Here is a 25,933-nt window from a genome sequence, read left to right as displayed (position 1 = left end):
CAGTGCCGCAAATGTTGCGGCGCTCTAGTTTACCCTTGTGGAAGAGAACGAGAAATCATGGTCTTGTTGCGCAGCGCCAGGTCATAGATTTTTCAGGTGAGGGGAACGTTTCGCGTATGCAAATCGACACCCTCGCTTTGAATTTCTAATCCTTGGCTGAAGCCAAGACACTGAAATTCCCTTCTCCCCCCGCCGATGGGGAGAATCTGGCATTCTCCACCCTTTCAATTCGTCATCTCAGGGCACCGAGCCTGGGATCCATTCCGCGATCTCTCCAACACTGTGGATATGGATGGATCACGGAATGGATCCTCGGCTCGGTGGCCGAGGATGACGAAAATCATGAAACCGCCCAAATAGACCCCCCAATTTCATCCACACCCTCCACCCCCATGCCATACTCCTCGCGCTCCCGCTGCCGGATGGATCGCGAACGTGTTGGACCAGGCGGGAGGAAGGCCTCTCGGGTCTTGTCGTAACGTGCGGCGAGCGATGAGGGGAGGTGGAGACCAGCGTGGCTCCGCTGGCGGACCTGATCAACGATCCTGTTCAGCCAGCCACCGGACCGTCCTCGGATTTTCCGCCCGCCCTGTTGGCGGTGGGGGATCTGACCGCGGGCCGGGCCTGTGGCGGATCTTGACCCCGTCATGCATGGCGCGTTCGGGTGGTTTCACTCGAACGATAAGGTTCATGCATAACGTGATGGGGACAAGGTTCGTGCCGGAAACCGCGCCAGACACTTCCGCCGTCGCCCCCGTCCGGGGCATGCGGCCTGGCGAAAGCCAGAGACGCCAGCGTCGGGCAAATGCCCTCAAGCTGGTCAAGCGAAGCGGTTTCTGCCTGTCGGATGCGGACATCATCCGGCGATGATCGGGCCGCGCGCGTGCTGCGCCACCCATTTTCAATTTCCGTAAGGCAACGCGCGCGTGCGGCCCTCCGGACCCAATAATCCCAACTCCGGCGTGGACGCGTGCGGAGCCCAACTTGCTGTCTGTGCAGACCCCCGCATATCGGGCGATGGAGCCGCATCCAGTGTTGATTCACGTCGGTGCTCTTGCGGCCTGCGGTTGCGCATTGCAAAGTGGCCGCTTCGCGCGGCGACCATCATTGCGGGCCGCGTCAAAAATTCTGACCCGAGACCTCATAGGGGAGACTGTCATGTCATTGTTGAAATCCGCCGCCATCGCGGCCGCGACGGCCATTGGCCTGGGCGCCGCCGCTCTTGCCACCAGCGCACAGGCGCAAGATCTGCCGGATCTGGGTGGTCAGAGCGTTGTCGTCGTTACCGAAAATGCCTATCCGCCGCTGCAGTTCATCGATCCCAAGACCGGCGACCAGATCGGCTGGGAATACGACGCGATGAACGAGATCGCCAAGCGGCTCAATTTCAAGGTCGAATACCAGAACACCTCCTGGGACGCGATGATCCAGGCGGTTTCCGACGGACAATACGAGATCGGCATGACCGGCATCTCGATCAAGGAAGACCGCAAGGAGAAGGTTGATTTTTCCGACCCCTATCTGCGTTCGGAAATGTTCATGCTGGTGCGCAGCGACGAGGAACGCTTCAACGACGCCAAGAGCTTCGCGGCATTCGAGACTGGCCTGGTCGGCGCCCAGCCCGGCACCACGCCGTTCTATGTCGCCGTCTATGACGTGCTTGATGGCGATGAGCAGAACACCCGCATCAAGCTGATGGAAACCTTTGGTGCCACCGTGCAGGCGCTCAAGACCGGCGATGTCGACATGGTGCTGACCGATGGTGTTGCCGGCAAGGGCTATGTCGATGCCTCCGATGGCGCCCTCAAGCTGGTGGGCGGCCCGCTTGGCGCCGATGATTTCGGCTTCATCTTCCCCAAGGGCTCCGCACTGGTCAGCCCGGTCAATGCGGCGATCGCCGCCATGAAGGCCGATGGCAGCATCGATGCGCTCAACAAGAAGTGGTTCCTTGACTACAAGCTGGGTGGCTGAGCAACATCGTGAAGATCGTATTTGACGGATACAGGCCGGGGGCGCTCGCGGGCGTGCTCGGCCTGCACATGCACTACTACGCGCAGCACTGGGGATTTGGCCTTGCCTTCGAGATCGAGGTGGCTTCCGAGCTGTCTGCCTTTCTCGGTCGTTTCGACCGGCACCGCGATCTGTTCCTGACGGCCTGGCGGGGCGACCAACTGGCCGGATCGGTGAGTCTTGATATCAGCGGCGGCGGTCCCGAGGGCGCGCATCTGCGCTGGTTCGTGGTCTCCGGCGAGGAACGCGGCAGCGGGCTTGGCAAGCAGTTGCTGGCTCGCGCGGTCAGCCACTCCGACAGCATTGCCGGCGGTCCGATCTGGCTCACCACCTTTGCCGGGCTTGATGCGGCGAAGACGCTGTATGAGGGCATGGGGTTCATCCGCGAGACCGAGCACAGTGGCGATCAGTGGCAGGGTGGCGTGACCGAGCAGAAGTTCATCCGTCCGGCGCCCACCTTGTTTGACGGGGAGTTCTAGTGGCGCCGCCGCCATCTTCGACTGCGGGGAAGGGCGATTTTCCCTGGTGGCTGGTCGTGGCCGCGACGATTGCGGTGTTCCTGGCCGTGCAGATCGCCATCAATGATCTCTACAGCCAGATCTTCACGGTCGTCTCCCGCGGTGTCTGGATCACCATCTTCGTCACTCTGGTGGGGTTCGTGCTGGCGACCCTGTTCGGGTTGCTGCTGGCGGTGATGGGGTTGTCGAACTCGCTGGCGCTGAGGCAGACGGCGCGGTTCTATGTCGAGATCATTCGCGGCATCCCGATCCTGGTGCTGCTGTTCTACATCGCCTTTGTCGGCGCGCCGGGCTTCGTCATCGCCTGGAACGCGCTGATGTCGCCGCTGATTGAGGCCGGGGTGATCGGCGAATTGCTGGTGCGCGATGTCTCGCTGTTGTGGCGGGCGATCATTGCGCTGACGATCGGCTATTCCGCCTTCATATCCGAAGTGTTCCGGGCCGGCATCCTGGCCGTCGACCAGGGACAGATCGAAGCCGCCAAGGCGCTCGGGCTGACCCGGCTGCAGCGCTTTCGGCTGATCGTGCTGCCGCAGGCAATCCGCACCATCCTGCCGCCGCTGGGCAACGATTTCATTGCCATGATCAAGGATTCCTCGCTGGTCTCGGTGCTTGGCGTGGCCGACCTGACGCAGATGGGCAAGGTCTATGCCTCCGGCTCGTTTAGGTTCTTCGAAACCTATTCGATCGTCGCCTATGTCTATCTGCTGCTTACCGTCGGGCTGTCGCTCGGGCTCAGGGCGCTGGAACGGCGGCTGCGAAATGCCGAGGCCGAACGCGGCGCCGGCGAGCGTCGCTGAACCCGTGATGCGCTCGCATTTGGCGGCGGCCGCGTGATCCAAAAAACTGTCAGATTAGCCTGTGATTCTCGATAGTTGATCGGAAAATTACGGGTTTTCCGGAGAAGTCCTTCACGACTTAGGGTTTGTTAGGCGGGTCGGGGCAGGTTGCCCCTGACCCAAACCCAAGAGTGCAATGATGGCCATCAAACTCACCGCCCGGGAATTTATCGGGTGGTTTCTTGCCTTCGCCGGGCTGCTGGCCATGGGCACAATCCTGTTTGCACAGGTGCTGTGGTTCACTGTTCCATTGATCGCCGGCAGAGGCTGCGTCAGCGGTGGGCCCTGCGGAGCGATGGCGATGGTGCTTGGCACCTGGCTCAAACCGTCCTTGCTGCTTGCCGCAATCTGTGTCGGGATCGCCGGCTTCTATCGCCGCGGCTTGGCGGTCGGATCGCGGTTCTGGGCGTTGTTTCCGCTGGCCCTGCTGCTGCCAAACCTGCCGTCGCTGTTCCTGCTCGGCAATATCTGGGGCGCAGATTTGGCGCCTGGATTGCTGTTTTTCCCGCGCTGGAGCATTTTCGAGCTCGCACCCCTGCTGGCGCTGGGAGGGCTGCTGTGTTTCCAGATCGAATATCTGCCGGGCTTTGCCGGATCGATTGCCCGCACCCGGCTCTATGACAGCATCCCGATCGGGGCGATCTACATCATCAGCTGTCTCTGGGTCGGCTCGGATCTGCTGTTGTCACTGTCGCCGCATCTGGGCATTCCGATCTCCGAGATCGACACCGTTCGAACGCTGATGCATTTTCCGGTTTCACTTGCCGATGGTGTCATCTTTGTGGGGCTTCCGGCGCATGGGCAAAGACCGGATCTTGTGATTTCGCTCGGCACCGTGCTCAATCTGATCGCCTTCGCGGTTCTGGTGTTTGCGCTGGTTGCTGACGGATCGGGCCGTCTCCGCCGCGTCGGGGCGCTGGTTTTCATCGAGAAGACCAGTGGCACCGACTGAACTTGGAACAAGCCGCTATTCGGTCCCGGGCGCAGGCACAACGATTAAGCTGCCGGTTTGAAAGCCTGACACAAAGACCCTTGGCGTAACCGGTGATCAATCCCACATACCATGTTAGCGGAACACACAAAATCTGCCGAAAGGAAGCCCGATGAAACGCACGATCCTGATTTCCCTCGCCGGATTGCTGGTGCTGCCGACGCTTGCCTCGGCGGATTCCTACCGCACGGGCCGCCGGCTTGATGCGATCCAGAGTGGCCGGCTGTATGATCCGATCCTGTCGCCGAAGATGAATCCAAGTTTTGAATTCCAGCCCAATGCCGAGGCGATGTTCCTGCGTGATCTGCGTCAGGGCCGCGTCAATGTCGAGCGGATCCCCGAACGGCAGCGGCAGTATTTCCAGATGCAGCTCGACTCCGGCCGGTAGAATTTTCGAACAACCGGTCAGCATCGGCGCGCGTCCGAGCCGACACCGTGCTGTCTGGCAATTTGCGGTCTGTTGATTCACGGATCGGGCAATTCACAGCAAGGTGTTTTGAAGTTTACGGCCACAGCGTTCACATCCAGCCCATCGCCCCGATACTTGCCGGGGCACAAATATGGGCAGCGTCCGTGCGGCGCTCTGGAAAGGACATCGATATGGTTAGAATGATTGCATTGGCGCTGGCTGGCATGGCGGCTGTCACGGCTGCGGTTCCGGCGCAGGCCGAAAGTCGATCCGGCGGACGTCTTGACGCCATCACCACCGGCCGGCTTTACGACCGTTTGCTGACCCCGCAACTCAATCCCGATTATGCGTTTGCGGACCCGCAGGCCCAGCGTAGCTTCAGCGCCGATGTCCAAGAAGGCCGCATCAAAATCCCGGAGCGGCCGCAGCACCGCAGTGTGTTTGATTTTCTGCGCAACTGACATATCCGCCAAAAGGCGGCTTGCGCGTGAGGCAGGTGGCCGGGCGCGCAAAACAATTGCCCGGGTATGGCAAAACTGGTAAGAGCGCGGCCATGGGATCGAAATTCGGATGTCTGGCGCCTCAAATCTATGTGCTGCAGGACCACAAGCGTCTGCCGGCCAGGTTTTTTGCATGCACCACCGGCGCGCTTACCAGCCGCCGCGCCTGATTTTCCGCGCCTGCGGCCGCGCGATGCGGCCATTTCTCGATATTTGCCTTTCTCACCTTCAAACGGACCACCATCATGACCGCACCACGCACGATTTATGACAAGATCTGGGATGACCACGTTGCCGACGAACGCGGTGACGGCACCTGCCTGCTCTATATCGACCGCCACCTCGTGCATGAAGTGACCAGCCCGCAGGCCTTCGAGGGACTGCGCACCACCGGCCGTACCGTGCGCGCGCCGCAAAAGACGCTGGCCGTTGTCGACCACAACGTGCCGACCTCGCCGGACCGGGCGCTGGGCATCAAGAACGAGGAAAGCCGCATCCAGGTCGAAGCGCTGGCCGACAATGCCGCCGAATTCGGCGTGGAATATTTCAACGAGAACGACAAGCGCCAGGGCATCGTTCACATCGTTGGCCCTGAGCAGGGCTTCACGCTGCCCGGTACAACCATCGTCTGCGGTGACAGCCACACCTCGACCCATGGCGCTTTCGGCGCGCTGGCGCACGGCATCGGCACCTCGGAAGTCGAGCATGTGCTCGCCACCCAGACGCTGATCCAGAAAAAAGCCAAGAACATGCTGGTCGAGGTCAATGGCGAATTACCCGACGGCGTCACCGCCAAGGACATCATCCTCGCCATCATCGGTGAAATCGGCACTGCCGGCGGCACCGGCCATGTCATCGAATTTGCCGGCGAAGCGATCCGCGCGCTGTCGATGGAAGGCCGCATGACGGTCTGCAACATGACCATTGAAGGCGGCGCCCGCGCCGGCCTGATCGCGCCCGACGAGAAGACCTTTGAATATATCAAGGGCCGGCCCCGCGCCCCCAAGGGCAAGGCCTGGGACATGGCGGTCGAGTATTGGAAATCGCTGGTTACCGACGAAGGCGCGCATTTCGACAAGATCGTCCGGCTTGACGCCGCAGCGTTGCCGCCGATCGTTTCCTGGGGCTCGTCGCCCGAGGACGTGATCTCGGTTACCGGTGAAGTCCCAAATCCCGACGATATCAAGGACGAAGCCAAGCGCACCTCGAAATGGCGGGCGCTGGATTACATGGGCCTCAAGCCCGGCACCAAGATCACCGATATTTCGATTGACCGGGTGTTCATCGGCTCGTGCACCAATGGCCGGATCGAGGACCTTCGCGCCGCAGCCAAGGTGGTTGAAGGCAAGACCGTCAATCCGAATGTTGATGCGATGATCGTGCCGGGGTCCGGACTGGTCAAGGCGCAGGCCGAGGAAGAGGGTCTCGACGTGATCTTCAAGGCGGCGGGCTTTGACTGGCGCGAGCCGGGCTGTTCGATGTGCCTGGCGATGAATGACGACCGGCTGAAGCCGGAGGAGCGCTGCGCCTCGACCTCGAACCGCAATTTCGAGGGTCGCCAAGGCTTCAAGGGCCGCACCCACCTGGTCTCGCCGACGATGGCGGCGGCAGCAGCCATTGCCGGCCATTTCGTCGATATTCGCGACTGGAAATAAGACTGCGGGTGCTGCCAGGCGGGTGATCCGATCGCCCGGCAGCAGCGCCCCCATTCGGATCAGCTTGCCGCTCAGGCCTCGTTCTCCCATCTCCCGTCAACGAGGAGGTGGGTGTTCTGTCGTGGCATGCAATCTCACGCGATTCGCCAACAATCTGACACACTGCCCACCTAACCCCTTGAGCGGAGGTCGGCGGCCATTGCGGACGGCAGGTGGCGCGGAAGTCGTCTGCTTGCGCCGGTCGTCGTTTGCCAACCTTGAGACGGTGGCGGTTTCGGTGCCTGATTAATTGTCGGTGTTCGACCTTCGAGAGGCTTGACCGGGGCCGGGCTTTGGCCGAAACATGGCGGTCATGAACACGCCAGACAAGATCGACATTTCGCTTTTGCATCTCAGCGATGCGCATCATTTCGCGCCGCTGCTTGCGGCCTATGTGCAGTCGCTCAAGCGCGGTGCGCCGCGGCGACCGGATGATTATTATGCAGAGACGCTGCTGCAGGACCGGGTTGCCCAGATTTTCGGGGCGCGGCTGGACGGTGAACTGGTCGGCTTTGCGATCTTTTACGATCTGCCCGACCCGGTGAGCGGCATGCGCGCCGGCCAGGTCGATCATCTCTATGTCAGCCACCTGCACCGCAACCAGGGTATTGCCCAGGCGATGATCGACATGCTGGCGGAAGAAAGCGACGCCCGGGGCTGGTCGCGAATCGTGCTCAACGCACCAAGGCAGCCCGAAGATGGCCGCAAGCTGTATGAAAAGATCGCCACCACGGCAGATTTTTCCAGCTGGGAAATGCGTTTCGATCAAACAGGTTGAAGCCTGTCGGGCGCCGTACACCAGCCAATGTGGCAATCCTGCCTATTTGAACCGATTAAAGCGCACCTGACGGCGGCGCCTGCCTTCGGGTTGCGACCAAAGGCTTGTCCGGAAAGGCGAACCGGGCTTTGACGCGGTGATGATTAGGCACTAAAAGCAAAAAATGGCCATCGCTTCCGCTTCGCGGACCCTCCCCGGTGGCGCGCTCCCGAAGCGAAAGAAGGACCAGGTCAACATGACCAACGCAACACAGAATCGGCCGATATCGCCGCACCTGACAATTTACAAGCCAATCCCGACCATGGTGATGTCCATCGTCCACCGGATCACCGGCATGGCACTCTATGCCGGCACCATTCTGGTTGCCTGGTGGCTGATCGCCGCGGCGTCGGGGGAGACCTATTTCGACTGGGTCAACGGTCTGTTCGGCTCCATCATCGGGCGGCTGGTGCTGTTTGGCTATACCTGGGCGCTGGTGCACCACATGCTCGGCGGCATCCGCCATTTCGTCTGGGACACCGGGCGCGGGTTTGACACCAAGACCTCGACCAAACTGGCCTGGGCGACGCTCGCCGGTTCCATCATCCTGACGGTCCTGATCTGGATCGCCGGCTATGCAACCCGGTTTTGAGAGAGACTGATATGACAATGCGTACACCACTCTCCAAGGTTCGCGGTCTGGGTTCGGCCAAGGACGGCACCGAGCATTTCTGGCGGCAGCGGCTGACGGCAATCGCCAATGTTCCGCTGCTTTGCTTCTTCATCCTGTTTCTCATCCTCTATAATGGTGAGCCGCATGCCGTGGTTGTCGGCGCGCTCGGCAATCCGTTCGTGGCGGTGCTGATGGGGCTGGTCGTGATTTCCGGCCTGGCCCACATGCGGCTTGGCATGCAGGTGATCATCGAGGATTACGTTCATGGCGAGGGCACCAAGGTCGTGCTTTTGATCCTCAATACGTTTTTTACGATCGCTGTTGGCGCCGTGTCGCTTTTCGCAGTGCTCAAACTCGGCTTCGGAGGCTGATAGACCATGGTAATGACGTCCAGCGTCAACATTGGCGGACGCGACTATTCGATTGTTGATCATTCCTACGACGTGGTCGTGGTTGGTGCCGGCGGTGCCGGTCTGCGCGCAACGCTCGGCATGGCCGAACAGGGCTTCCGCACCGCCTGCATCACCAAGGTGTTTCCTACCCGCTCGCACACGGTTGCAGCCCAGGGCGGTATCGCCGCCTCGCTGACCAACATGACGCCAGACAGCTGGCAGTGGCACATGTACGACACCGTCAAGGGCTCGGACTGGCTCGGCGATGTCGACGCCATGCAGTATCTGACCATGGAAGCGCCGAAAGCGGTCTATGAGCTCGAGCATTACGGCGTGCCGTTCTCGCGCACCGAAGATGGCCGCATCTACCAGCGCCCGTTTGGTGGCCACATGCAGAATTACGGCGAAGGCCCTCCGGTGCAGCGCACTTGTGCTGCGGCCGACCGCACCGGTCATGCCATCCTGCACACGCTCTATGGCCAGGCGGTCAAGCACAACGCCGAATTCTTCATCGAGTATTTCGCGCTCGATCTGTTGATGGACGAGGATGGCCGCTGCACCGGCGTGGTGGCCTGGAACCTCGACGACGGCACCATTCACCGGTTTTCCGCCAAGATGGTGGTTCTGGCGACCGGCGGTTACGGTCGCGCCTTCTTCTCGGCCACAAGCGCCCATACCTGCACCGGCGACGGTAATGGCATGATCGCCCGGGCAGGGTTGCCGCTGCAGGATATGGAGTTCGTGCAGTTCCACCCGACCGGGATCTATGGCGCTGGCTGCCTGATCACCGAAGGCGCTCGCGGCGAAGGCGGCTATCTGGTCAACTCCGAGGGCGAGCGTTTCATGGAACGCTATGCGCCATCGGCCAAGGATCTGGCTTCGCGCGACGTCGTCTCGCGCTGCATGACCATCGAGATCCGGGAAGGCCGCGGCGTCGGCAAGGCCAAGGATCACATCTTCCTGCATCTCGATCATCTCGATCCGGCGGTGCTCAACGAGCGGCTTCCGGGGATTTCGGAAAGCGCCAAGATCTTTGCCGGCGTCGATGTGACCCGCGAGCCGATCCCGGTGCTGCCGACGGTGCACTACAACATGGGCGGCATTCCCACCAATTACTGGGGTGAAGTGCTCAACCCGACCAAGGACGATCCGGACGCGGTGGCGCCTGGGCTGATGGCAGTCGGCGAGGCGGCCTGCGCCTCGGTGCACGGCGCCAACCGGCTCGGCTCCAACTCGCTGATCGACCTGGTCGTGTTCGGCCGCGCCGCGGCAATCCGCGCCGGTGAGGTGATCGATCGCAAGTCGGCGATTCCGGCGATCAACGAAGCCTCGTTCGAAAAGATCATGACCCGCTTCGACCGGCTCAGGCACGCCAACGGCTCTGCGCCGACAGCGGTGCTGCGTGAAAAGATGCAGCGCGCCATGCAGGAAGACGCTGCGGTGTTCCGCACCCAGGTAACCCTGGAACAGGGCTGTGAGCGGATTACCGCGATCTGGGGCGAACTGGCCGACGTTCATGTCACCGACCGTTCGATGATCTGGAATTCCGATCTGATGGAAACATTGGAACTGGAAAACCTGATGGCCTGCGCGATCACCACCGTGCACGGCGCCGAGGCCCGCAAGGAAAGCCGCGGCAGCCATGCCCGCGAGGACTATGTCGACGGGCCCTATGGCGGTCGTGACGACGAGAACTGGCGCAAGCACACGCTGGCGTGGCTGGATGAAAAGGGCAAGGTCACGCTCGATTATCGGCCGGTGCATACCGAGCTGATCGCCGAGGGCATCGACATTGCCAAGATCGCGCCCAAAGCGCGCGTATATTGAGGACCTGGGATCATGGTTGAACTTACACTCCCGAAAAACGCGCAGGTCAAAAAGGGCAAGGTCTGGCCGAAGCCTGAGGGTGCCAAAAACACCCGCGAGTTCCGCGTCTACCGCTGGTCGCCCGATGATGCCGAAAACCCGCATATCGACACCTTCCATATCGATATGGATGATTGCGGGCCAATGGTGCTCGACGGGCTGTTGTGGATCAAGAGCAAGATCGACGCGACGCTGACGCTCAGACGCTCCTGCCGCGAGGGCATCTGTGGTTCCTGCGCCATGAACATTGACGGCACCAACACGCTGGCCTGCACCAAGGGGCTCGACGAGATCGACGGCCCGGTCAAGATCTACCCGCTGCCGCATCTGCCGGTGGTCAAGGATCTGGTGCCGGACCTGACCAATTTCTACGCCCAGCACCGGGCGATCGAACCATGGTTGAAGACCGTGTCGCCGACGCCGGCCAAGGAGTGGAAGCAAAGCCACGAGGACCGGGCCAAGCTCGATGGTCTCTACGAGTGCATCCTGTGCGCCTGCTGCTCGACTTCGTGTCCGAGTTACTGGTGGAACGGCGATCGCTATCTCGGCCCGGCAGCATTGCTGCAGGCCTATCGCTGGCTGATCGATTCACGCGATGAAGCCACCGGCGAGCGGCTCGATGCGCTCGAGGATCCGTTCCGGCTCTATCGCTGCCATACCATCATGAACTGCGCGCAAACTTGCCCCAAGGGTCTCAACCCTGCCAAGGCGATTGCCGAGATCAAGAAGATGATGGTCGAGCGCCGGATCTAGTCCGGCGAGCCAATACACATATATCTGAAATCGAAAAGGCCACCTTCGCGGGTGGCCTTTTTCGTTTCTGTGCGAGGAACAAGGGGACGGTATTCTTTTCAGTTCTATCCGGAGTTTCGATGTCCGCGGGTCAGAAAAGCAATCCGTGCCTGACCTTCACCCCAGCGCCTGGTCGAGATCGGCAATTAAGTCGTCGGTGTCCTCGATGCCGACGGAGGCGCGGATCAGGCTTTCGGGGATGCCGGTGTGGGGCTCGATGGTGTGGCGGTGCTCGACCAGGCTTTCCACCCCGCCGAGTGAGGTGGCGCGGTGAAACAGCTTGAGCCGGCCCACCACGGCCAGCGCCTCAGGTCCGCCGCCCTTGACCAGGAACGAGAACAGCGAGCCATAGCCGCCCTGCATCTGGGTTGTGGCAATCGCGTGGCCCGGATGGCTGGCGAGGCCGGGATAATAGACATCCGTGACCTTGGGGTGGGCGCTGAGATACTCGGCGATGGCCTGGGTCGACCGGCACATCTGTTTGACCCTAAGCGGCAAGGTGCGGATGCCGCGCAACAGCAGCCAGGCTTCGAACGGCCCGATCACGGCGCCGGCGTCGTGGCGGTCGGCCTTGATCTCGGTCCAGACCTTGGCGGCCGGCGCCGAAGTCGCAAGCACGCCGGCGAGCACATCGGAATGGCCGTTGATCGCCTTGGTGGCCGAATGCATGACGATGTCGGCGCCGAGCTCCAGCGGCTTTTGCAGCACCGGCGTGGCGGCGGTGGAATCAACCGCCAGCAGCGCGCCGACGCGGTGGGCGCAGGTGGCCGCATGGGCAATGTCGACGGTCTTGAGCCAGGGATTGGACGGCGTCTCGATGAACACCAGATAGGGAGCGTGGGCGGCGCAGGCCTCATCCAGAGCTTTCGGGTCGGCGGCGTCGACCTCGTGCAGGGCGATCTGGCGGCGGCTGCAGAAATCCCTCAGCCACTTGGTCGTGCCCCAGTAGATGCCCGACTGGGCGACGACGCTGGCGCCGGTCGATGTTGTCCGGAAAAGCGCTGCGATCGCCGCCATGCCGGAAGGAAACAGAAGTGTCTCTTCGGCGTTCTCCAGCCGCGCCAGTACATTTTCCGTGATGCGGACGATGTCGGAATTGTCGCGCAGATAAATATTGTCGGGATTGACCAGCTGGTAGTCCTCGTCACGCAAAAAGGTGGTTGAGGGCTGCAGCGGCGGCACCACGCCACCGCTCTGCCGGTCAATGGCGCCGCCAGCCTGGGCAGCAATGGTGGAGGGCTTGAGGTCGTTGGGAAGGGTCATGCGCCGCTGCCTTTGCCTGGCCTCGGCGCCAGTTGCCGTGGACGCATGGGCGTCCGTTGAAATCTCTCTAGCAGTCCGGACGGCAAATTCAACCGGGCTGGGAGCTGACCAATAAGGGCTCTGCAATTTACGGCCTCGACGAGACCTGCCAGAAGCTGCAAGTTCTCGACGCGCTCGGGGGCATTGCTGGCGCGCGAACTGGCGCGGTTTTACGTTCTGCGGTCATCCCGACCGGCCTGAACCGGGACAAGCCGGCACGCGGCCTTGTCTTTGGCCTGACGCGCGACACATGGGTGGCAGAGATCAAGCTTCTGCCGACCTGCTGCGTCGGTCAACCGGCCACCTTGTGCCGGTTTCCTGAATTCATCCTGTGAAAGCGATTGCCCATGCCCGTGCCGAACTATTCCACCGACCGCCCCGTGCTTGTTACCGGCGCTACCGGCTTTGTTGCCGGCTGGCTGGTCAAGCGGCTTTTGGAAGAGGGCTTTGTCGTGCATGCGGCGGTGCGTGATCCGTCGCGCACCGAGAAGACTGCGCATCTGACACAGCTTGCCGACGAGTTGCCGGGCTCGATCCGTTATTTTGCCGCCGACTTGCTTGATGACGGCAGTTACGCGGAGGCGATGGAAGGCTGCCAGGTGGTGTTTCACACGGCCTCGCCGTTCACCAGCAAGTTCGAGGATCCGCAGCGCGATCTGGTCGATCCTGCCGTCAAGGGTACTCGCAACGTGCTTGAGACCGCCAACCGGACGCCGAGCGTTGGCCGGGTGGTGGTGACGAGTTCCTGCGCGGCGATCTATGGCGACAATGTTGATCTCGCCCGTTCGCCCGGTGGTGTGCTGACCGAAGCCGACTGGAACACGTCCTCCTCGCTGGATCACCAGTCCTATTCCTACTCCAAGGTGGAAGCCGAAAAAGCTGCCTGGGAAATTGCCCGGGCGCAGGATCGCTGGCGGCTGGTGACCATCAACCCGTCACTGGTGATTGGCCCGTCGCTGTCGGGTACCTCGACCTCGGAAACCCACAATCTGATGCGCCAGTACGGCGACGGCACGCTGAAAGCCGGTGCGCCGCCCTTGGAAATTGGCATGGTCGATGTCCGGGATGTTGCCGAGGCGCATATGCGCGCGGGCTTTGTCGACCGGGCCGAAGGCCGCTTCATCACCTCGGCGGAAACCGTGTCGTTCATCGGATTTGGCGAGATGCTGCGCGCTCATTTCGGGCCTCAATGGCCGTTTCCGAAACGCGAATTGCCGAAATGGTTGCTCTGGCTGGTTGGTCCATTCATCAGCGAATCGTTGAGCCGCGGCATGATCGCCAGGAACATGGGCTATCCCTGGAAGGCGGACAATTCCAAATCCCGGCGGGAGTTGGGGCTCGACTATGGCCCGGTCAGCCAGGCCGGCATCGACATGTTCCAGCAGATGATCGATACCGGCGCGGTCAAGAAGACCTAGAAGCTCTGGCCACCAGCGTCGCAATCCCTGCATGCCGAGGGGTGGGATTTGTGAGCGAAAATCGTGCGAGCCATCAAATCATCTGGTGGCCCCGCAGGCGGATGCTGTAGGCTTGCTGAATGATCGAGGTTCTCAGACATCCCGTCTATGCAAGGCTGTTTTCGGCCCAGGTGATCGCGCTGGTTGGCACTGGGCTGCTGACCGTGGCGCTGGGGCTGCTGGCCTTCGATCTTGCCGGCGACCGCGCCGGGGCTGTGCTCGGTACCGCGTTTGCGATCAAGATGATTGCCTATGTCGGCCTCGCGCCGATCGCCAGCGCCCTTGTCGAACGCTGGCCACGCAAGCAGGTTCTGATCGGCGCCGACCTGTTGCGCGCCGGGGTGGCGCTGATGTTGCCGTTCGTTGATCAGACCTGGCAGATCTATGTACTGATCTTCGTGCTGCAGGCGGCATCGGCCACCTTCACGCCGGCGTTCCAGGCCACCATTCCCGATATTCTCGAGGACGAGCGCGATTACACGCGGGCGCTGTCATTGTCGCGGTTGGCCTATGATCTGGAAAACCTGCTGAGTCCGGCGCTGGCCGGCCTGCTGCTTCTGGTCATGGGCTATCACTGGCTGTTTTCCGGCACTGTTCTAGGCTTTGTCGGTTCGGCACTGCTGGTTTATTCGGCGGTCATTCCGCAGGCTCGCGCACAGCCAATTTCCCGGCCATTTGTCGACCGGCTGACGCGGGGTGTGCGGATCTATCTGGCGACGCCACGGCTGAGGGGCTTGCTGGCGCTCAATCTCACCGCCGCCAGCGCCGGCGCCTTCGTGCTGGTCAACACGGTGGTGATGGTGCGCTCCGGCTATGGTGTGGGCGACACCGAAGTGGCCATTGCACTGGCAGCCTTCGGAGCGGGATCGATGGTTTCGGCGCTGGTGTTGCCGCGCCTGCTCGAAGCGGTTGCCGACCGCAGCGTGATGATGGTCGCGGGCGCGCTGCTGGCACTGCTGACCCTGTCGCATGCGGCCTATCTGCTCGGCGATGGCCTGCTTGGCTGGGTCGGGTTCCTGTTGGCCTGGGGGCTCAGCGGGGTGTTCTATTCGGCCATTCTGACGCCGTCGGGAAGGCTGTTGCGGATTTCCGCCCATGCCGAGGACCGGCCGGCACTGTTTACCGCGCAATTCACGCTGTCACATGCCTGCTGGCTGCTTGCCTATCCGGTGGCCGGCTGGGTCGGGCTGCGCTTCGGCTTGCCGGTGGCGATGGCGCTCTTGGGACTGATGGCGCTTGCCGGGGTGCTGATGGCCAGGGCCGTCTGGCCTGCCGACGATCACGCGGTGCTCGAGCATGAACATGCCGATCTCGCGCCCGATCATCCGCATTTGCGCGCCCATCCCGCGGCCGGTGCGCGGCATCGCCACGCCTTTGTCATTGATGACGAGCACCGGGCCTGGCCGACCCACGGCTGAACCGCCCGCAGCGCGCGGTTTGACGCCGATCAAGTCGCGGGTGCCGGCATGCTGCTATCTGTGGCGTTGAGAACAGCCGAAGGAGCGTTACCATGGCGGAAGCTGACTGGAATACCTTTATCGACCAGACCAATCATCGCATGGCCGAATTGCGCAAGGCCATGCCTGAGCAGGCCAAGGGGTTTGGCCATCTGGCGCAGGCGGCAATTGCGCCGGGTGTGCTCGATTCCAAGACCAAGGAACTGATCGCGCTGGCCATCGGCATCACTGCGCGCTGTGACGGGTGCCTCGCCTTCCATGCCAAGGCGGCGCGCAATTACGGCGCCAGCCGCGAAGAGATCATCGAGACCATCGGCGTTGCCGTCTATATGGGCGGCGGACCGTCGATGATTTACGGTGCCGAAGCGCTCAACGTCTACGACGCGCTGGGCTGAGCTTTCACAGCAAAGTGCGGAGGCGTGAGTTGTCAGGGGCCAAGGGTGGACTATGTTGCCGTGTTGATACGGGAGATCACCATGCGCAAAATTCTGCTTTCCGCCGTCCTGTTTGCCGCCAGCCTGTCCGCTTCGTCAGCCCTCGCCGAGGAGACCGGCGTGGCAATATTCGCCGGTGGCTGTTTCTGGTGCGTTGAATCGGACTTCGATCACGTCAAGGGTGTGCAAGAAACCATCTCCGGTTATATCGGCGGCACCCAGGACAATCCCACCTACGAGAGCCATGTCGCCAGTGGCGACCGCGAGGCCGTGCAGATCAAATACGATCCGGCGGTGGTCAGCTACGCGGCGCTGCTCAAGACCTTCTTCCGCACCGTCAACCCTACCGATGACGGTGGTCAGTTCTGCGATCGCGGCCACAGCTACACCACGGCAGTCTACACGCTCAATGACGAGCAGGCAGCGCTGGCCGAGGCTGCCAAGGCGGAAGCCGAGCAGATGCTGGGAAAAAAGGTAGTGACCGAAATCGCCCCGCCCGCCACCTTTTGGCCGGCAGAGGAATACCACCAGGATTTCTACACCAAGAGTTCGGTGCGCTATAATTACTACCGCCGAGCCTGTGGCCGCGACGAACAGGTCAAATCGCTGTGGGGTGACGAAGCGATGCTGGGCCTCGACAAGTAGCCGGGTGGACCGCGCGCGCGAACATGCCGGATTGACTTATCCTGACCGGTTGCGCACAGCTGATGTGAACGTTTGAACGGGAACGGAGACCGATATGGCGACGAAGCGCAGCAAGCAGCCGTGGATGCCGGCCGAGGAATTCGGCCGTAACCTGCCGCGCGGGGTCGGCGTCAACCTGCTGGTCAGGGACATGGCTGCGGAACTGGCTTTCTGCCGCGATTGCCTGGGCGCGATGATCCTCGACAGCGACGAGGATTTTGCGGCTGTCGAATTGTGCGGCTCGGTGTTCATGCTGCATGCCGATCATGCCTACGCGGATCATCCGATGTCGGGCATCGTTGCCGGTGCGCAGACCCGCGGTGCCGGGGTGGAAATCCGTGTTTACGGGCTCGATCCCGACAAGACCGAAGCACGGGCGCGGGGCCGTGATGACACGGTTCTGGCCGGCAGTATCGACAAGCCGCATGGCCTGCGCGAGTGCCATATCGTCGATCCCGAGGGCTATGTCTGGGTGCCGGGAATGCCGGTGAGGAACTGAGCCGACCCGTCTGGCGCAGTGTGTTCAGCGCATAAATGTGGTAATTTCCCTGGGCGAAAAGGGCCTGTGGAGCGGTTTACCTTGCAATTTCCTTGCTATCGACATTTTATGCTGGTTGATGGGACGAATGGCGAAGCGCTTGTTTCGCGCAACTGGAGCTTACCTATGAAGATGCACATTTTGCTGGTCACGGTCGCTGTTGCCGCCGTTCTGAGCGGATGCCAACGAACATCGTTCGGCAACCTCAGCACCCAGCCCCGGCCCGCTCCGCTGACGCCGGCGCCGGTGGGCGGCGTGCAGTCGGGCCAGTTGTTGCCGCCGACGATGCCCGCGCAGAATGAATTTCCTGCCGCACCAACGACGCCGGAATCCACCGTCGCGCCGGAAGTGGCGGCAGCCAATGCGCCTGAACTCACGCGTGAATCACTGATTGGCCGCTGGTCGGCTGGTACCAGCGGTACCAGTTGCGATGTGTTCCTGTCGCTGACCAAATGGACCGGTGGCTATCGCGCTGCCTCGCGCGGTTGTGTCGGCGATGCTGCGGCGATCACCGCCTGGGACGTGCAGGGCAAGCAGGTGATCCTGTCTGATTCGGGCGGCAACCAGGTTGCACGTCTGTATCAGTCAGCCAACGAGCGGTATGACGGGTCGACGTCGTCGGGCCAACCGATCTCGCTGTCGCGCTAACCAATTTCGGTCGCGGTGCCGGTAGACAGGTCCTGATCAATGCCCTGGAAAGATAATGAAACTGTCGCCGCGGCCTACGCCGCGCGTGTGGCCAGCGGCGAGATTTCGACCGATCCGGCGCAGGCCAAGCTTGCGGCGAGCCTGGACCGATTGTTGCTGGAAGTCTCCAACCGGCGGCTGGCCAAAAAATCCAGCGCGCTTGGCTGGATGTTTGCGCGCAAGTCAGCTGCCGTCGACGCGCCGCGGGGGCTTTATATTCACGGTGCAGTCGGGCGCGGCAAGACCATGTTGATGGACATGTTCTTTGAGCTGGTGCCGGCCCAGCGCAAGCGCCGGGCGCATTTCCATGATTTCATGGCCGACGCCCATGCTCGGATTCACGCGCACCGGCAAAAGCTCAAGAACGGCGAGACCAAGGAAGCCGACCCAGTGGTGCCGGTGGCCAATCAACTGGTCGCCGAGGCCTGGGTTTTGTGTTTCGACGAATTCTCGGTTACCGACATTGCCGATGCGATGTTGCTGTCGCGGCTGTTCGAGCAATTGTTCAAGCGCGGCTGCGTGCTGGTGGCGACTTCGAATGTCGAACCGATCCAGCTTTATCGCGAAGGCCTCAACCGGCAATTGTTCCTGCCTTTCATCGACTTGCTCAAAGAAAATGTCGAGGTCATCAATCTCGATGCCCGCACCGACTACCGCATGGAAACCACCACCCGGCTGCCGGTCTACCACCAGATGGCCGATGGCGAAGGCGATGCCGCGATGGATCTGGCCTGGACCCGGGTGACGGCGGGAAAGCAGACCGTGGCGGAATCGCTCATGGTCAGGGGCCGCGAAGTGGCGGTGCCTGCGGCCGGCGCCGGTGCGGCGCGGTTCAGCTTCCACGACCTGTGCGAGGCGCCGTTGGGGGCTGCGGACTATGCGGCGATCGCTTCGCGCTACCATACCGTGTTCGTCGACCGGGTGCCGGTGATGCAGAAGGCCAATCGCAATGCGGCCAAGCGCTTCATCACCCTGATAGACACGCTGTATGACCGCAAGTCGCGGTTGTTCATCTCGGCGGCAGCCGAACCGGAGGCGCTATATGCAGCCTCGAGCGGCACCGAGACCTTCGAATTTGCCCGCACCGCTTCACGTCTGAATGAAATGCAGAGCACCACCTATCTTGAGGCAAGCCGTGCTGCGGAAACGCCGAAGGTGCATGGTCGGGCCGCAAAATTTTGACGTTTACGTAAAACAATCAAAACCTAACCGATTGAAAACGCTGATGGCAAAAGTTTGAGTTGCCAGTTTCCGGGATAGCGGCTATTCGGAACCCGAAATCGGGGCCAGGTGAATGCCGGGTTCTGCATGACATTTACTCGCGGAGGCTTTCGAAATGGCGCGCAACAAGATTGCATTGATTGGTTCGGGAATGATTGGCGGCACGCTCGCCCATCTTGCCGGTTTGAAGGAATTGGGCGACGTCGTCCTGTTCGACATTGCCGAAGGCACGCCGCAAGGCAAGGCGCTCGACATCGCCCAGTCGGCTCCGGTCGAAGGTTTTGATGCGCGCATGTCCGGCGCCAATGACTACTCCGCAATTGAAGGCGCCGATGTTTGTATCGTCACCGCCGGTGTCGCTCGCAAGCCGGGCATGAGCCGCGACGATCTGCTGGGCATCAACCTGAAAGTGATGGAACAGGTTGGCGCGGGCATCAAGAAATACGCCCCCAACGCCTTCGTCATCTGCATCACCAACCCGCTCGACGCGATGGTCTGGGCACTGCAGAAATTCTCGGGCCTTCCCAAGAACAAGGTCGTCGGCATGGCCGGCGTGCTCGATTCGGGCCGCTTCCAGCATTTCCTGGCCGAAGAATTCAACGTCTCGGTTGAAGACGTCACTGCCTTCGTGCTTGGCGGTCATGGTGACAGCATGGTTCCCCTGGCGCGCTACTCGACCGTCGCCGGCATTCCGCTGCCGGATCTGATCAAGATGGGCTGGACCACCAAGGAAAAGCTCGAAGAGATCATCCAGCGCACCCGCGATGGCGGCGCCGAGATCGTCAAGCTCCTGAAGACCGGTTCGGCCTATTATGCGCCGGCCTCCTCGGCGATCCTGATGGCCGAATCCTATCTCAAGGACAAGAAGCGGGTGCTGCCCTGCGCCGCCCATCTGTCGGGCCAGTATGGCGTCAAGGACATGTATGTCGGCGTGCCCTGCGTGATCGGTGAAGGCGGCATCGAGCGCGTCATCGAGATCGAACTCAACAAGACCGAACAGAAGGCCTTCGACAGTTCGGTGGCCGCTGTTGCCGGGCTTTGCGAAGCCTGCATCGCCATTGCCCCGAACCTGAAGTAAAGGCGGCATCGCCGCCCACTCAATCTAGGAGTTCCCATGAACATCCATGAATACCAGGCCAAAGCCCTCTTGAAGGGTTTTGGTGCACCGGTGGCCGAAGGGGTCGCTATTTTCAAGGCTGACGAGGCCGAAGCGGCGGCGAAATCGCTGCCGGGTCCGCTCTACGTCGTCAAGAGCCAGATCCACGCCGGCGGACGCGGCAAGGGCAAGTTCAAGGAACTCGGACCGGACGCCAAGGGCGGCGTACGGTTGGCTTTCTCGATCGACGAAGCCAAGGCGCATGCGGCTGAAATGCTCGGCAACACGCTGGAGACCAAACAGACCGGCCCCGCCGGCAAGGTGGTCAACCGTCTCTACATCGAAGACGGTGCCGACATCGAGCGCGAATTGTATCTCTCGATCCTGGTCGACCGCACGGTCGGCCGCAATGCCTTCGTGGTCTCCACCGAAGGCGGTATGGACATCGAAGCAGTCGCCGAAGAAACACCCGAGAAGATCATCACTGTCGCCATCGACCCGCAGACCGGTGTCACGGCAGCCGACATCGCCAAGCTCAACAGCGCGCTGAAGCTTTCCGGTGACGCGGCCAAGGACGGCGAGAAGCTGTTCCCGATCCTCTACAAGGCGTTTGTCGAAAAGGACATGGCGCTGCTGGAAGTCAATCCGCTGATCGTCATGAAAGATGGCCGTCTGCGCGTACTCGACGCCAAGGTGTCGTTCGACAACAACGCGCTGTTCCGTCATCCCGATATTCTCGAGCTGCGTGACTTGTCCGAAGAGGACGAGAAGGAAATCGAAGCGTCGAAATATGATCTCGCCTATGTCGCTCTCGACGGCAACATTGGCTGCATGGTCAATGGCGCAGGCCTTGCCATGGCAACGATGGACATCATCAAGCTGTATGGTCAGGAGCCTGCCAACTTCCTCGACGTTGGCGGCGGCGCGACGACCGAAAAGGTCACCGCGGCATTCAAGATCATCACCGCTGACCCGGCCGTCAAAGGCATTCTGGTCAACATCTTCGGCGGCATCATGAAATGTGACGTCATTGCCGAAGGCGTGGTTGCGGCAGTCAAGGAAGTCGGCCTCAAGGTTCCGCTGGTGGTTCGCCTCGAAGGCACCAACGTGGCGCTCGGCAAGAAAATCATCAATGAAAGCGGCCTCGACGTGATCGCGGCTGACGATCTCGATGATGCGGCGCAGAAAATCGTCAACGCCGTGAAGGGGGCCTGATCCATGTCCATTTTGATCGACAAGAACACCAAGGTTCTGGTTCAGGGCCTGACCGGCAAGACCGGTACCTTCCACACCGAACAGGCGCTGGCCTATCACGGCACGCAGATGGTCGGCGGCATTCACCCGAAAAAGGGTGGCTCGACCTGGGAAGGTTCCGGCGGCCAGAAGCTGCCGATCTTCGCTTCCGTTGCTGAAGGCAAGGCCGAAACCGGCGCCAATGCTTCCGTGATTTACGTGCCGCCGGCCGGTGCCGCGGACGCGATCATCGAAGCCATCAATGCCGAGATCGAACTGATCGTCTGCATCACCGAAGGTATTCCGGTGCAAGACATGATCCGCGCCAAGGCGATCCTCGACAAGTCGAAGTCACGGCTGATCGGGCCCAACTGCCCCGGCGTCATGACGCCGGACGAGTGCAAGATCGGCATCATGCCGGGCAACATCTTCAAGAAGGGCTCGGTGGGTATCCTGTCGCGCTCGGGCACGTTGACCTATGAGGCTGTGTTCCAGACCACCAATGAAGGTCTTGGCCAGTCCAGCGCAGTCGGCATCGGCGGCGACCCGGTCAAGGGCACCGAGTTCATCGACATTCTCGATCTCTATCTCGACGATCCGGAAACCGAATCGATCATCATGATCGGTGAAATCGGCGGTTCGGCAGAAGAAGATGCGGCCGAGTGGCTGATCGAGCAGGCCAAGAAGGGCCGAAGCAAGCCAATGGCAGGCTTCATCGCCGGTCGCACCGCACCTCCCGGACGTACCATGGGCCATGCCGGCGCCGTGATTTCGGGCGGCAAGGGCGGCGCTGACGACAAGATCAAGGCGATGGAAGCAGCGGGCATCCGCGTCTCTCCCTCGCCTGCACGTCTTGGCAAGACACTGGTCGAAGTCCTCAAGGGCTGAAATCAAGGACGGTAACGATGAGCGACGCCGTGCGTGAAACGCTGGACCGCTACTACGCTGCGCTGAAAGCGGGCGACAGTCAGGCCCTGCGCGGCGTCGTTTCCGACGATATCGAAGTCCATTATCCGGCGCCAGATGGGCTATTGCCCTGGGCCGGAGACTGGATCGGCTTCGAGCGGTTCGAAACCTTCCTTGCGACCGTGGGCGATCACCTGGTGATCGACGCGGTCGAACCGCTTGCAATCCATGTGGCCGGCGACACCGTGATCACGGTGCTCAAGGGCGAGTGGACGGTCAAGGCGAACGGACGCAAGGTGCACACAGAAACTGTCAACATGTTCACGCTACGCGACGGCAAGATCGCACGGTATCAGGTCTACAGCGACACAGCAGCGCTGGGCCTCGGATTGGGCAAGCTGGCGGCGTAAAGCCGCCATGTTCCTGCGAAAAGTCTAGGGAAGGGCCGAAACGGCTCGGGATAAAGGTGAGATCCATGGCACGCAACGACGAAGCCAATGACATCATGGCGCAGACTTCGTTTCTCTACGGCGGCAACGCCCACTACATCGAGGAGATGTACGCCCGCTACCAGGATGACCCGGGCAGCCTGTCGGCGGAATGGCAGGGCTTCTTTGCCGAATTGAAGGACGATCCCGATCAGGTCCGCAAGGCTGCTGCCGGCGCTTCGTGGAAGCAGCCCAACTGGCCGATTCAGGCCAATGGCGATCTGGTTTCAGCGCTGGACGGCAATTGGGGCGCAATCGAAAAGGTTGTCGGCGACAAGCTCAAGGAGAAGGCGAAAACCTCCGGACAGGCTGCCGATACCGGCGATGTGCTGCAGGCAACGCGGGATTCGGTCCGCGCCATCATGATGATCCGGGCCTACCGCATGCGCGGACATCTGCACGCCCAGCTCGATCCGCTCGGAATCGCCCAGCAGCCGGACAATGATTACAATGAGCTTTCGCCGGAGGCCTATGGCTTCACCGAAGCCGATTACGACCGCAAGATCTTCATCGATCACGTGCTCGGGCTCGAATATGCCACCATCCCCGCGATGCTCGACATCCTCAAGCGCACCTATTGCTCGACGCTCGGTGTCGAGTTCATGCACATTTCCAATCCGGAAGAAAAATCCTGGATCCAGGAGCGCATCGAGGGTCCGGACAAGGGCGTCGAATTCACCGACATGGGCAAGAAGGCGATCCTGCAGAAGCTGATCGAGTCGGAAGGTTTCGAGCAGTTCATCGACGTCAAGTACAAGGGCACCAAGCGATTCGGCCTGGATGGCGGTGAATCGCTGATCCCGGCTCTGGAGCAGATCATCAAGCGCGGCGGCAATATGGGGCTCAAGGAGATCGTCTTTGGCATGGCCCACCGCGGCCGGCTCAATGTGCTGACCCAGGTGATGGGCAAGCCGCACCGGGCAGTGTTTCATGAATTCAAGGGCGGCTCGTTCAAGCCCGACGAGGTCGAGGGTTCGGGCGACGTCAAGTACCATCTGGGCGCATCATCGGACCGTGAGTTCGATAACAACAAGGTGCACCTGTCGCTGACCGCCAACCCTTCGCACCTGGAAATCGTCAACCCGGTGGTGATGGGCAAGGCCCGCGCCAAGCAGGATCTGCTGGCAACCGTGTTTGACGGCGACATCATTCCGCTGAGCGAACGAGTCAAGGTGATGCCGCTGTTGTTGCATGGTGATGCGGCGTTTGCCGGCCAGGGTGTGGTTGCCGAAGTGCTGGGCCTGTCGGGCCTGCGTGGCCACCGTGTTGCCGGTACAGTGCATTTCATCATCAACAACCAGATCGGCTTTACCACCAATCCGGCATTCTCGCGTTCGTCGCCCTATCCGTCGGATGTCGCCAAGATGATCGAGGCGCCGATCTTCCACGTCAATGGCGATGATCCGGAAGCCGTTGTCTATGCAGCCAAGGTGGCCACCGAATTCCGCATGACCTTCCACAAGCCGGTGGTCATCGACATGTTCTGCTATCGCCGCTTCGGCCATAATGAGGGCGACGAGCCGGCGTTCACGCAGCCAACCATGTACAAGAAGATCCGCAGTCATGAGACGGTGGTGACATTGTATTCGCGCCGGCTGATCGAGGAAGGCGTGATCACCGAAGGCGAATTCGAAAAGATGAAGGCCGACTGGCGCGCCAATCTGGAAACCGAATTCGACATCGGCCAGAGCTACAAGCCCAACAAGGCCGACTGGCTTGACGGACAATGGACCGGCTTGCGTGCTGCCGACAATCAGGATGAGCAGCGCCGCGGCAAGACGGCGATGCCGCTCAAGCAATTGCGCGAGATAGGCAAGAAGCTGTCGGAAGTGCCGGAGGGCTTCAAGGCTCACCGCACCATCCAGCGGTTCATGGACCACCGCGCCAAGATGGTGGAGACCGGCGAGGGTATCGACTGGGCGTTTGCCGAGGCGCTGGCCTTCGGGTCACTGGTCGCCGAAGGCACCAAGATCCGGTTTTCCGGCCAGGATGTGGAGCGCGGCACCTTCAGCCAGCGGCATTCGGTGCTCTATGATCAGGAAACCGAGGAACGCTACATTCCGCTCGCCAACATCGCCCCGAACCAGGCGCGCTACGAGGTGATCAACTCGATGCTGTCGGAAGAGGCGGTGCTCGGGTTTGAGTATGGCTATTCGCTGGCACGGCCAAATGCACTGACGCTTTGGGAAGCCCAGTTCGGCGATTTCGCCAACGGCGCCCAGGTGCTGTTTGACCAGTTCATCTCGTCGGGCGAACGCAAATGGTTACGCATGTGCGGCCTCGTCTGCCTTCTGCCGCATGGCTATGAAGGTCAGGGGCCGGAACATTCCTCGGCACGTCTCGAGCGTTTCCTGCAGATGTGCGCGGAAGACAACATGCAAGTCGCCAATTGCACCACGCCGGCGAACTATTTCCATATCCTCAGGCGTCAGATGAAGCGTGATTTCCGCAAGCCGCTGATCATGATGACGCCGAAATCGCTGCTGCGTCACAAGCGGGCGGTGTCGACGCTGGGGGAAATGGCCGGCGACAGCTCTTTCCACAGGCTGCTGTGGGATGATGCCGAGGTGCTCAAGAACGAGCCGATCAAGCTGGTCAAGGACAACAAGATCCGCCGTGTGGTGATGTGCTCGGGCAAGGTCTATTTCGACCTCTATGAAGAGCGCGAAAAGCGCGGCGTCAACGATATCTACCTGCTCCGGCTGGAACAGCTTTATCCGTTCCCGGCCAAGGCGTTGATCAACGAGTTGTCGCGCTTCCGCAATGCCGAGATGGTGTGGTGCCAGGAGGAACCCAAGAACATGGGGGCCTGGTCGTTCATCGATCCCTATCTGGAGTGGGTGCTGGCGCATATCGACGCCAAGTTCCAGCGTGTGCGCTACACCGGCCGCCCCGCCTCCGCGTCAACCGCGACAGGTTTGATGTCGCGCCACCTTGCGCAGCTCGAAGCCTTCCTTGAGGATGCGCTTGGCGATTAACCCGCCAGCGC

Annotated in this window: 25 protein-coding genes; 24 read left to right on the top strand and 1 reads right to left on the bottom strand. The window is 61.3% G+C overall.

Annotation, left to right across the window (positions count from 1 at the left end):
- Window positions 1-1,158: 1,158 nt before the first annotated feature.
- The 12 genes from ACK6D9_RS01715 to ACK6D9_RS01660 all read left to right on the top strand — a co-directional run bounded on the left by ACK6D9_RS01715 (window position 1,159) and on the right by ACK6D9_RS01660 (window position 11,402).
- Window positions 1,159-1,971 carry a transporter substrate-binding domain-containing protein gene (locus tag ACK6D9_RS01715; protein WP_412050409.1) on the top strand — a complete coding sequence of 271 codons (813 nt, stop codon included), beginning with the start codon at window positions 1,159-1,161 and terminating at the stop codon, window positions 1,969-1,971.
- Window positions 1,972-1,979: 8 nt separating this feature from the next.
- Window positions 1,980-2,489 carry a GNAT family N-acetyltransferase gene (locus ACK6D9_RS01710; protein WP_412050408.1) on the top strand — a complete coding sequence of 170 codons (510 nt, stop codon included), beginning with the start codon at window positions 1,980-1,982 and terminating at the stop codon, window positions 2,487-2,489.
- Window positions 2,489-3,328 (top strand): amino acid ABC transporter permease, encoded by an 840-nt coding sequence (locus tag ACK6D9_RS01705; RefSeq protein WP_412050407.1) that lies wholly within the window; start codon window positions 2,489-2,491, stop codon window positions 3,326-3,328. Before ACK6D9_RS01710 ends, ACK6D9_RS01705 begins: the two co-directional genes overlap by 1 nt.
- 178 nt (window positions 3,329-3,506) lie before the next feature.
- Complete coding sequence (locus ACK6D9_RS01700; protein ID WP_412050406.1) at window positions 3,507-4,319, top strand: hypothetical protein; 813 nt, start codon at window positions 3,507-3,509, stop codon at window positions 4,317-4,319.
- 151 nt (window positions 4,320-4,470) lie between these two features.
- Window positions 4,471-4,746 (top strand): hypothetical protein, encoded by a 276-nt coding sequence (locus ACK6D9_RS01695; protein WP_412050405.1) that lies wholly within the window; start codon window positions 4,471-4,473, stop codon window positions 4,744-4,746.
- A 212-nt stretch (window positions 4,747-4,958) separates the two neighbouring features.
- Window positions 4,959-5,228 (top strand): hypothetical protein, encoded by a 270-nt coding sequence (locus tag ACK6D9_RS01690; RefSeq protein WP_412050404.1) that lies wholly within the window; start codon window positions 4,959-4,961, stop codon window positions 5,226-5,228.
- Window positions 5,229-5,512: 284 nt separating this feature from the next.
- Entirely contained in the window at window positions 5,513-6,922 is a 1,410-nt protein-coding gene (gene leuC / locus ACK6D9_RS01685; protein ID WP_322990417.1) for a 3-isopropylmalate dehydratase large subunit, read from the top strand.
- Window positions 6,923-7,274: 352 nt separating this feature from the next.
- Window positions 7,275-7,739, top strand: coding sequence for a GNAT family N-acetyltransferase (locus tag ACK6D9_RS01680; protein WP_322990811.1), 465 nt, complete (start codon window positions 7,275-7,277; stop codon window positions 7,737-7,739).
- A 235-nt stretch (window positions 7,740-7,974) separates the two neighbouring features.
- The gene (gene sdhC / locus ACK6D9_RS01675; RefSeq protein WP_322990812.1) at window positions 7,975-8,370 is read left to right on the top strand and encodes a succinate dehydrogenase, cytochrome b556 subunit; all 396 of its coding nucleotides are present in this window, start codon (window positions 7,975-7,977) and stop codon (window positions 8,368-8,370) included.
- Window positions 8,371-8,381: 11 nt separating this feature from the next.
- Window positions 8,382-8,762 carry a succinate dehydrogenase, hydrophobic membrane anchor protein gene (sdhD, locus tag ACK6D9_RS01670; protein ID WP_267654432.1) on the top strand — a complete coding sequence of 127 codons (381 nt, stop codon included), beginning with the start codon at window positions 8,382-8,384 and terminating at the stop codon, window positions 8,760-8,762.
- Window positions 8,763-8,774: 12 nt separating this feature from the next.
- Window positions 8,775-10,610 carry a succinate dehydrogenase flavoprotein subunit gene (sdhA, locus tag ACK6D9_RS01665; protein ID WP_267654431.1) on the top strand — a complete coding sequence of 612 codons (1,836 nt, stop codon included), beginning with the start codon at window positions 8,775-8,777 and terminating at the stop codon, window positions 10,608-10,610.
- Between the two features lie 12 nt (window positions 10,611-10,622).
- On the top strand, window positions 10,623-11,402 hold the full coding sequence (locus ACK6D9_RS01660) for a succinate dehydrogenase iron-sulfur subunit (protein ID WP_412050403.1): 780 nt from the start codon (window positions 10,623-10,625) through the stop codon (window positions 11,400-11,402).
- 156 nt (window positions 11,403-11,558) lie between these two features.
- Here ACK6D9_RS01660 and ACK6D9_RS01655 read toward each other — a convergent pair whose 3' ends face one another.
- Window positions 11,559-12,704, bottom strand: coding sequence for a trans-sulfuration enzyme family protein (locus ACK6D9_RS01655; RefSeq protein ID WP_412050402.1), 1,146 nt, complete (start codon window positions 12,702-12,704; stop codon window positions 11,559-11,561).
- Between the two features lie 386 nt (window positions 12,705-13,090).
- On the opposite strand from ACK6D9_RS01655, the gene ACK6D9_RS01650 reads away from it, so the two are divergent.
- The 12 genes from ACK6D9_RS01650 to ACK6D9_RS01595 all read left to right on the top strand — a co-directional run bounded on the left by ACK6D9_RS01650 (window position 13,091) and on the right by ACK6D9_RS01595 (window position 25,922).
- Window positions 13,091-14,161: an SDR family oxidoreductase gene (locus tag ACK6D9_RS01650; protein WP_412050401.1), complete on the top strand. Its 1,071-nt coding sequence runs from the start codon at window positions 13,091-13,093 to the stop codon at window positions 14,159-14,161.
- 119 nt (window positions 14,162-14,280) lie between these two features.
- Window positions 14,281-15,618, top strand: a complete 1,338-nt coding sequence (locus ACK6D9_RS01645) for an MFS transporter (RefSeq protein WP_412050400.1) — start codon at window positions 14,281-14,283, stop codon at window positions 15,616-15,618.
- 92 nt (window positions 15,619-15,710) lie between these two features.
- Window positions 15,711-16,052, top strand: a complete 342-nt coding sequence (locus tag ACK6D9_RS01640) for a carboxymuconolactone decarboxylase family protein (protein WP_322988001.1) — start codon at window positions 15,711-15,713, stop codon at window positions 16,050-16,052.
- An 81-nt stretch (window positions 16,053-16,133) separates the two neighbouring features.
- A complete protein-coding gene (gene msrA, locus ACK6D9_RS01635) occupies window positions 16,134-16,736 on the top strand; it encodes a peptide-methionine (S)-S-oxide reductase MsrA (protein ID WP_412050399.1) in 603 nt (200 codons plus the stop codon).
- 94 nt (window positions 16,737-16,830) lie between these two features.
- Window positions 16,831-17,274: a VOC family protein gene (locus ACK6D9_RS01630; RefSeq protein WP_412050398.1), complete on the top strand. Its 444-nt coding sequence runs from the start codon at window positions 16,831-16,833 to the stop codon at window positions 17,272-17,274.
- A gap of 165 nt (window positions 17,275-17,439) precedes the next feature.
- The gene (locus tag ACK6D9_RS01625; RefSeq protein ID WP_322988004.1) at window positions 17,440-17,961 is read left to right on the top strand and encodes a protease inhibitor Inh/omp19 family protein; all 522 of its coding nucleotides are present in this window, start codon (window positions 17,440-17,442) and stop codon (window positions 17,959-17,961) included.
- Window positions 17,962-18,000: 39 nt separating this feature from the next.
- Window positions 18,001-19,182 carry a cell division protein ZapE gene (zapE, locus tag ACK6D9_RS01620; RefSeq protein WP_412050397.1) on the top strand — a complete coding sequence of 394 codons (1,182 nt, stop codon included), beginning with the start codon at window positions 18,001-18,003 and terminating at the stop codon, window positions 19,180-19,182.
- Window positions 19,183-19,336: 154 nt separating this feature from the next.
- Window positions 19,337-20,299 carry a malate dehydrogenase gene (mdh, locus tag ACK6D9_RS01615; RefSeq protein WP_322988006.1) on the top strand — a complete coding sequence of 321 codons (963 nt, stop codon included), beginning with the start codon at window positions 19,337-19,339 and terminating at the stop codon, window positions 20,297-20,299.
- A 36-nt stretch (window positions 20,300-20,335) separates the two neighbouring features.
- Window positions 20,336-21,532, top strand: a complete 1,197-nt coding sequence (gene sucC, locus ACK6D9_RS01610; protein WP_412050396.1) for an ADP-forming succinate--CoA ligase subunit beta — start codon at window positions 20,336-20,338, stop codon at window positions 21,530-21,532.
- 3 nt (window positions 21,533-21,535) lie between these two features.
- The gene (gene sucD, locus ACK6D9_RS01605; protein ID WP_412050395.1) at window positions 21,536-22,438 is read left to right on the top strand and encodes a succinate--CoA ligase subunit alpha; all 903 of its coding nucleotides are present in this window, start codon (window positions 21,536-21,538) and stop codon (window positions 22,436-22,438) included.
- Window positions 22,439-22,455: 17 nt separating this feature from the next.
- The gene (locus ACK6D9_RS01600) at window positions 22,456-22,866 is read left to right on the top strand and encodes a nuclear transport factor 2 family protein (RefSeq protein ID WP_412050394.1); all 411 of its coding nucleotides are present in this window, start codon (window positions 22,456-22,458) and stop codon (window positions 22,864-22,866) included.
- A gap of 65 nt (window positions 22,867-22,931) precedes the next feature.
- Complete coding sequence (locus ACK6D9_RS01595; protein WP_412050393.1) at window positions 22,932-25,922, top strand: 2-oxoglutarate dehydrogenase E1 component; 2,991 nt, start codon at window positions 22,932-22,934, stop codon at window positions 25,920-25,922.
- The last annotated feature ends 11 nt before the right edge of the window (window positions 25,923-25,933 follow it).

It is taken from the genome of Hoeflea sp. Naph1 (genome assembly GCF_046837775.1).
Lineage (GTDB): Bacteria > Pseudomonadota > Alphaproteobacteria > Rhizobiales > Rhizobiaceae > Hoeflea.
The sequence above is the reverse complement of the archived record's forward strand: the minus strand, read 5'-3'. Positions and strand labels throughout refer to the sequence as shown.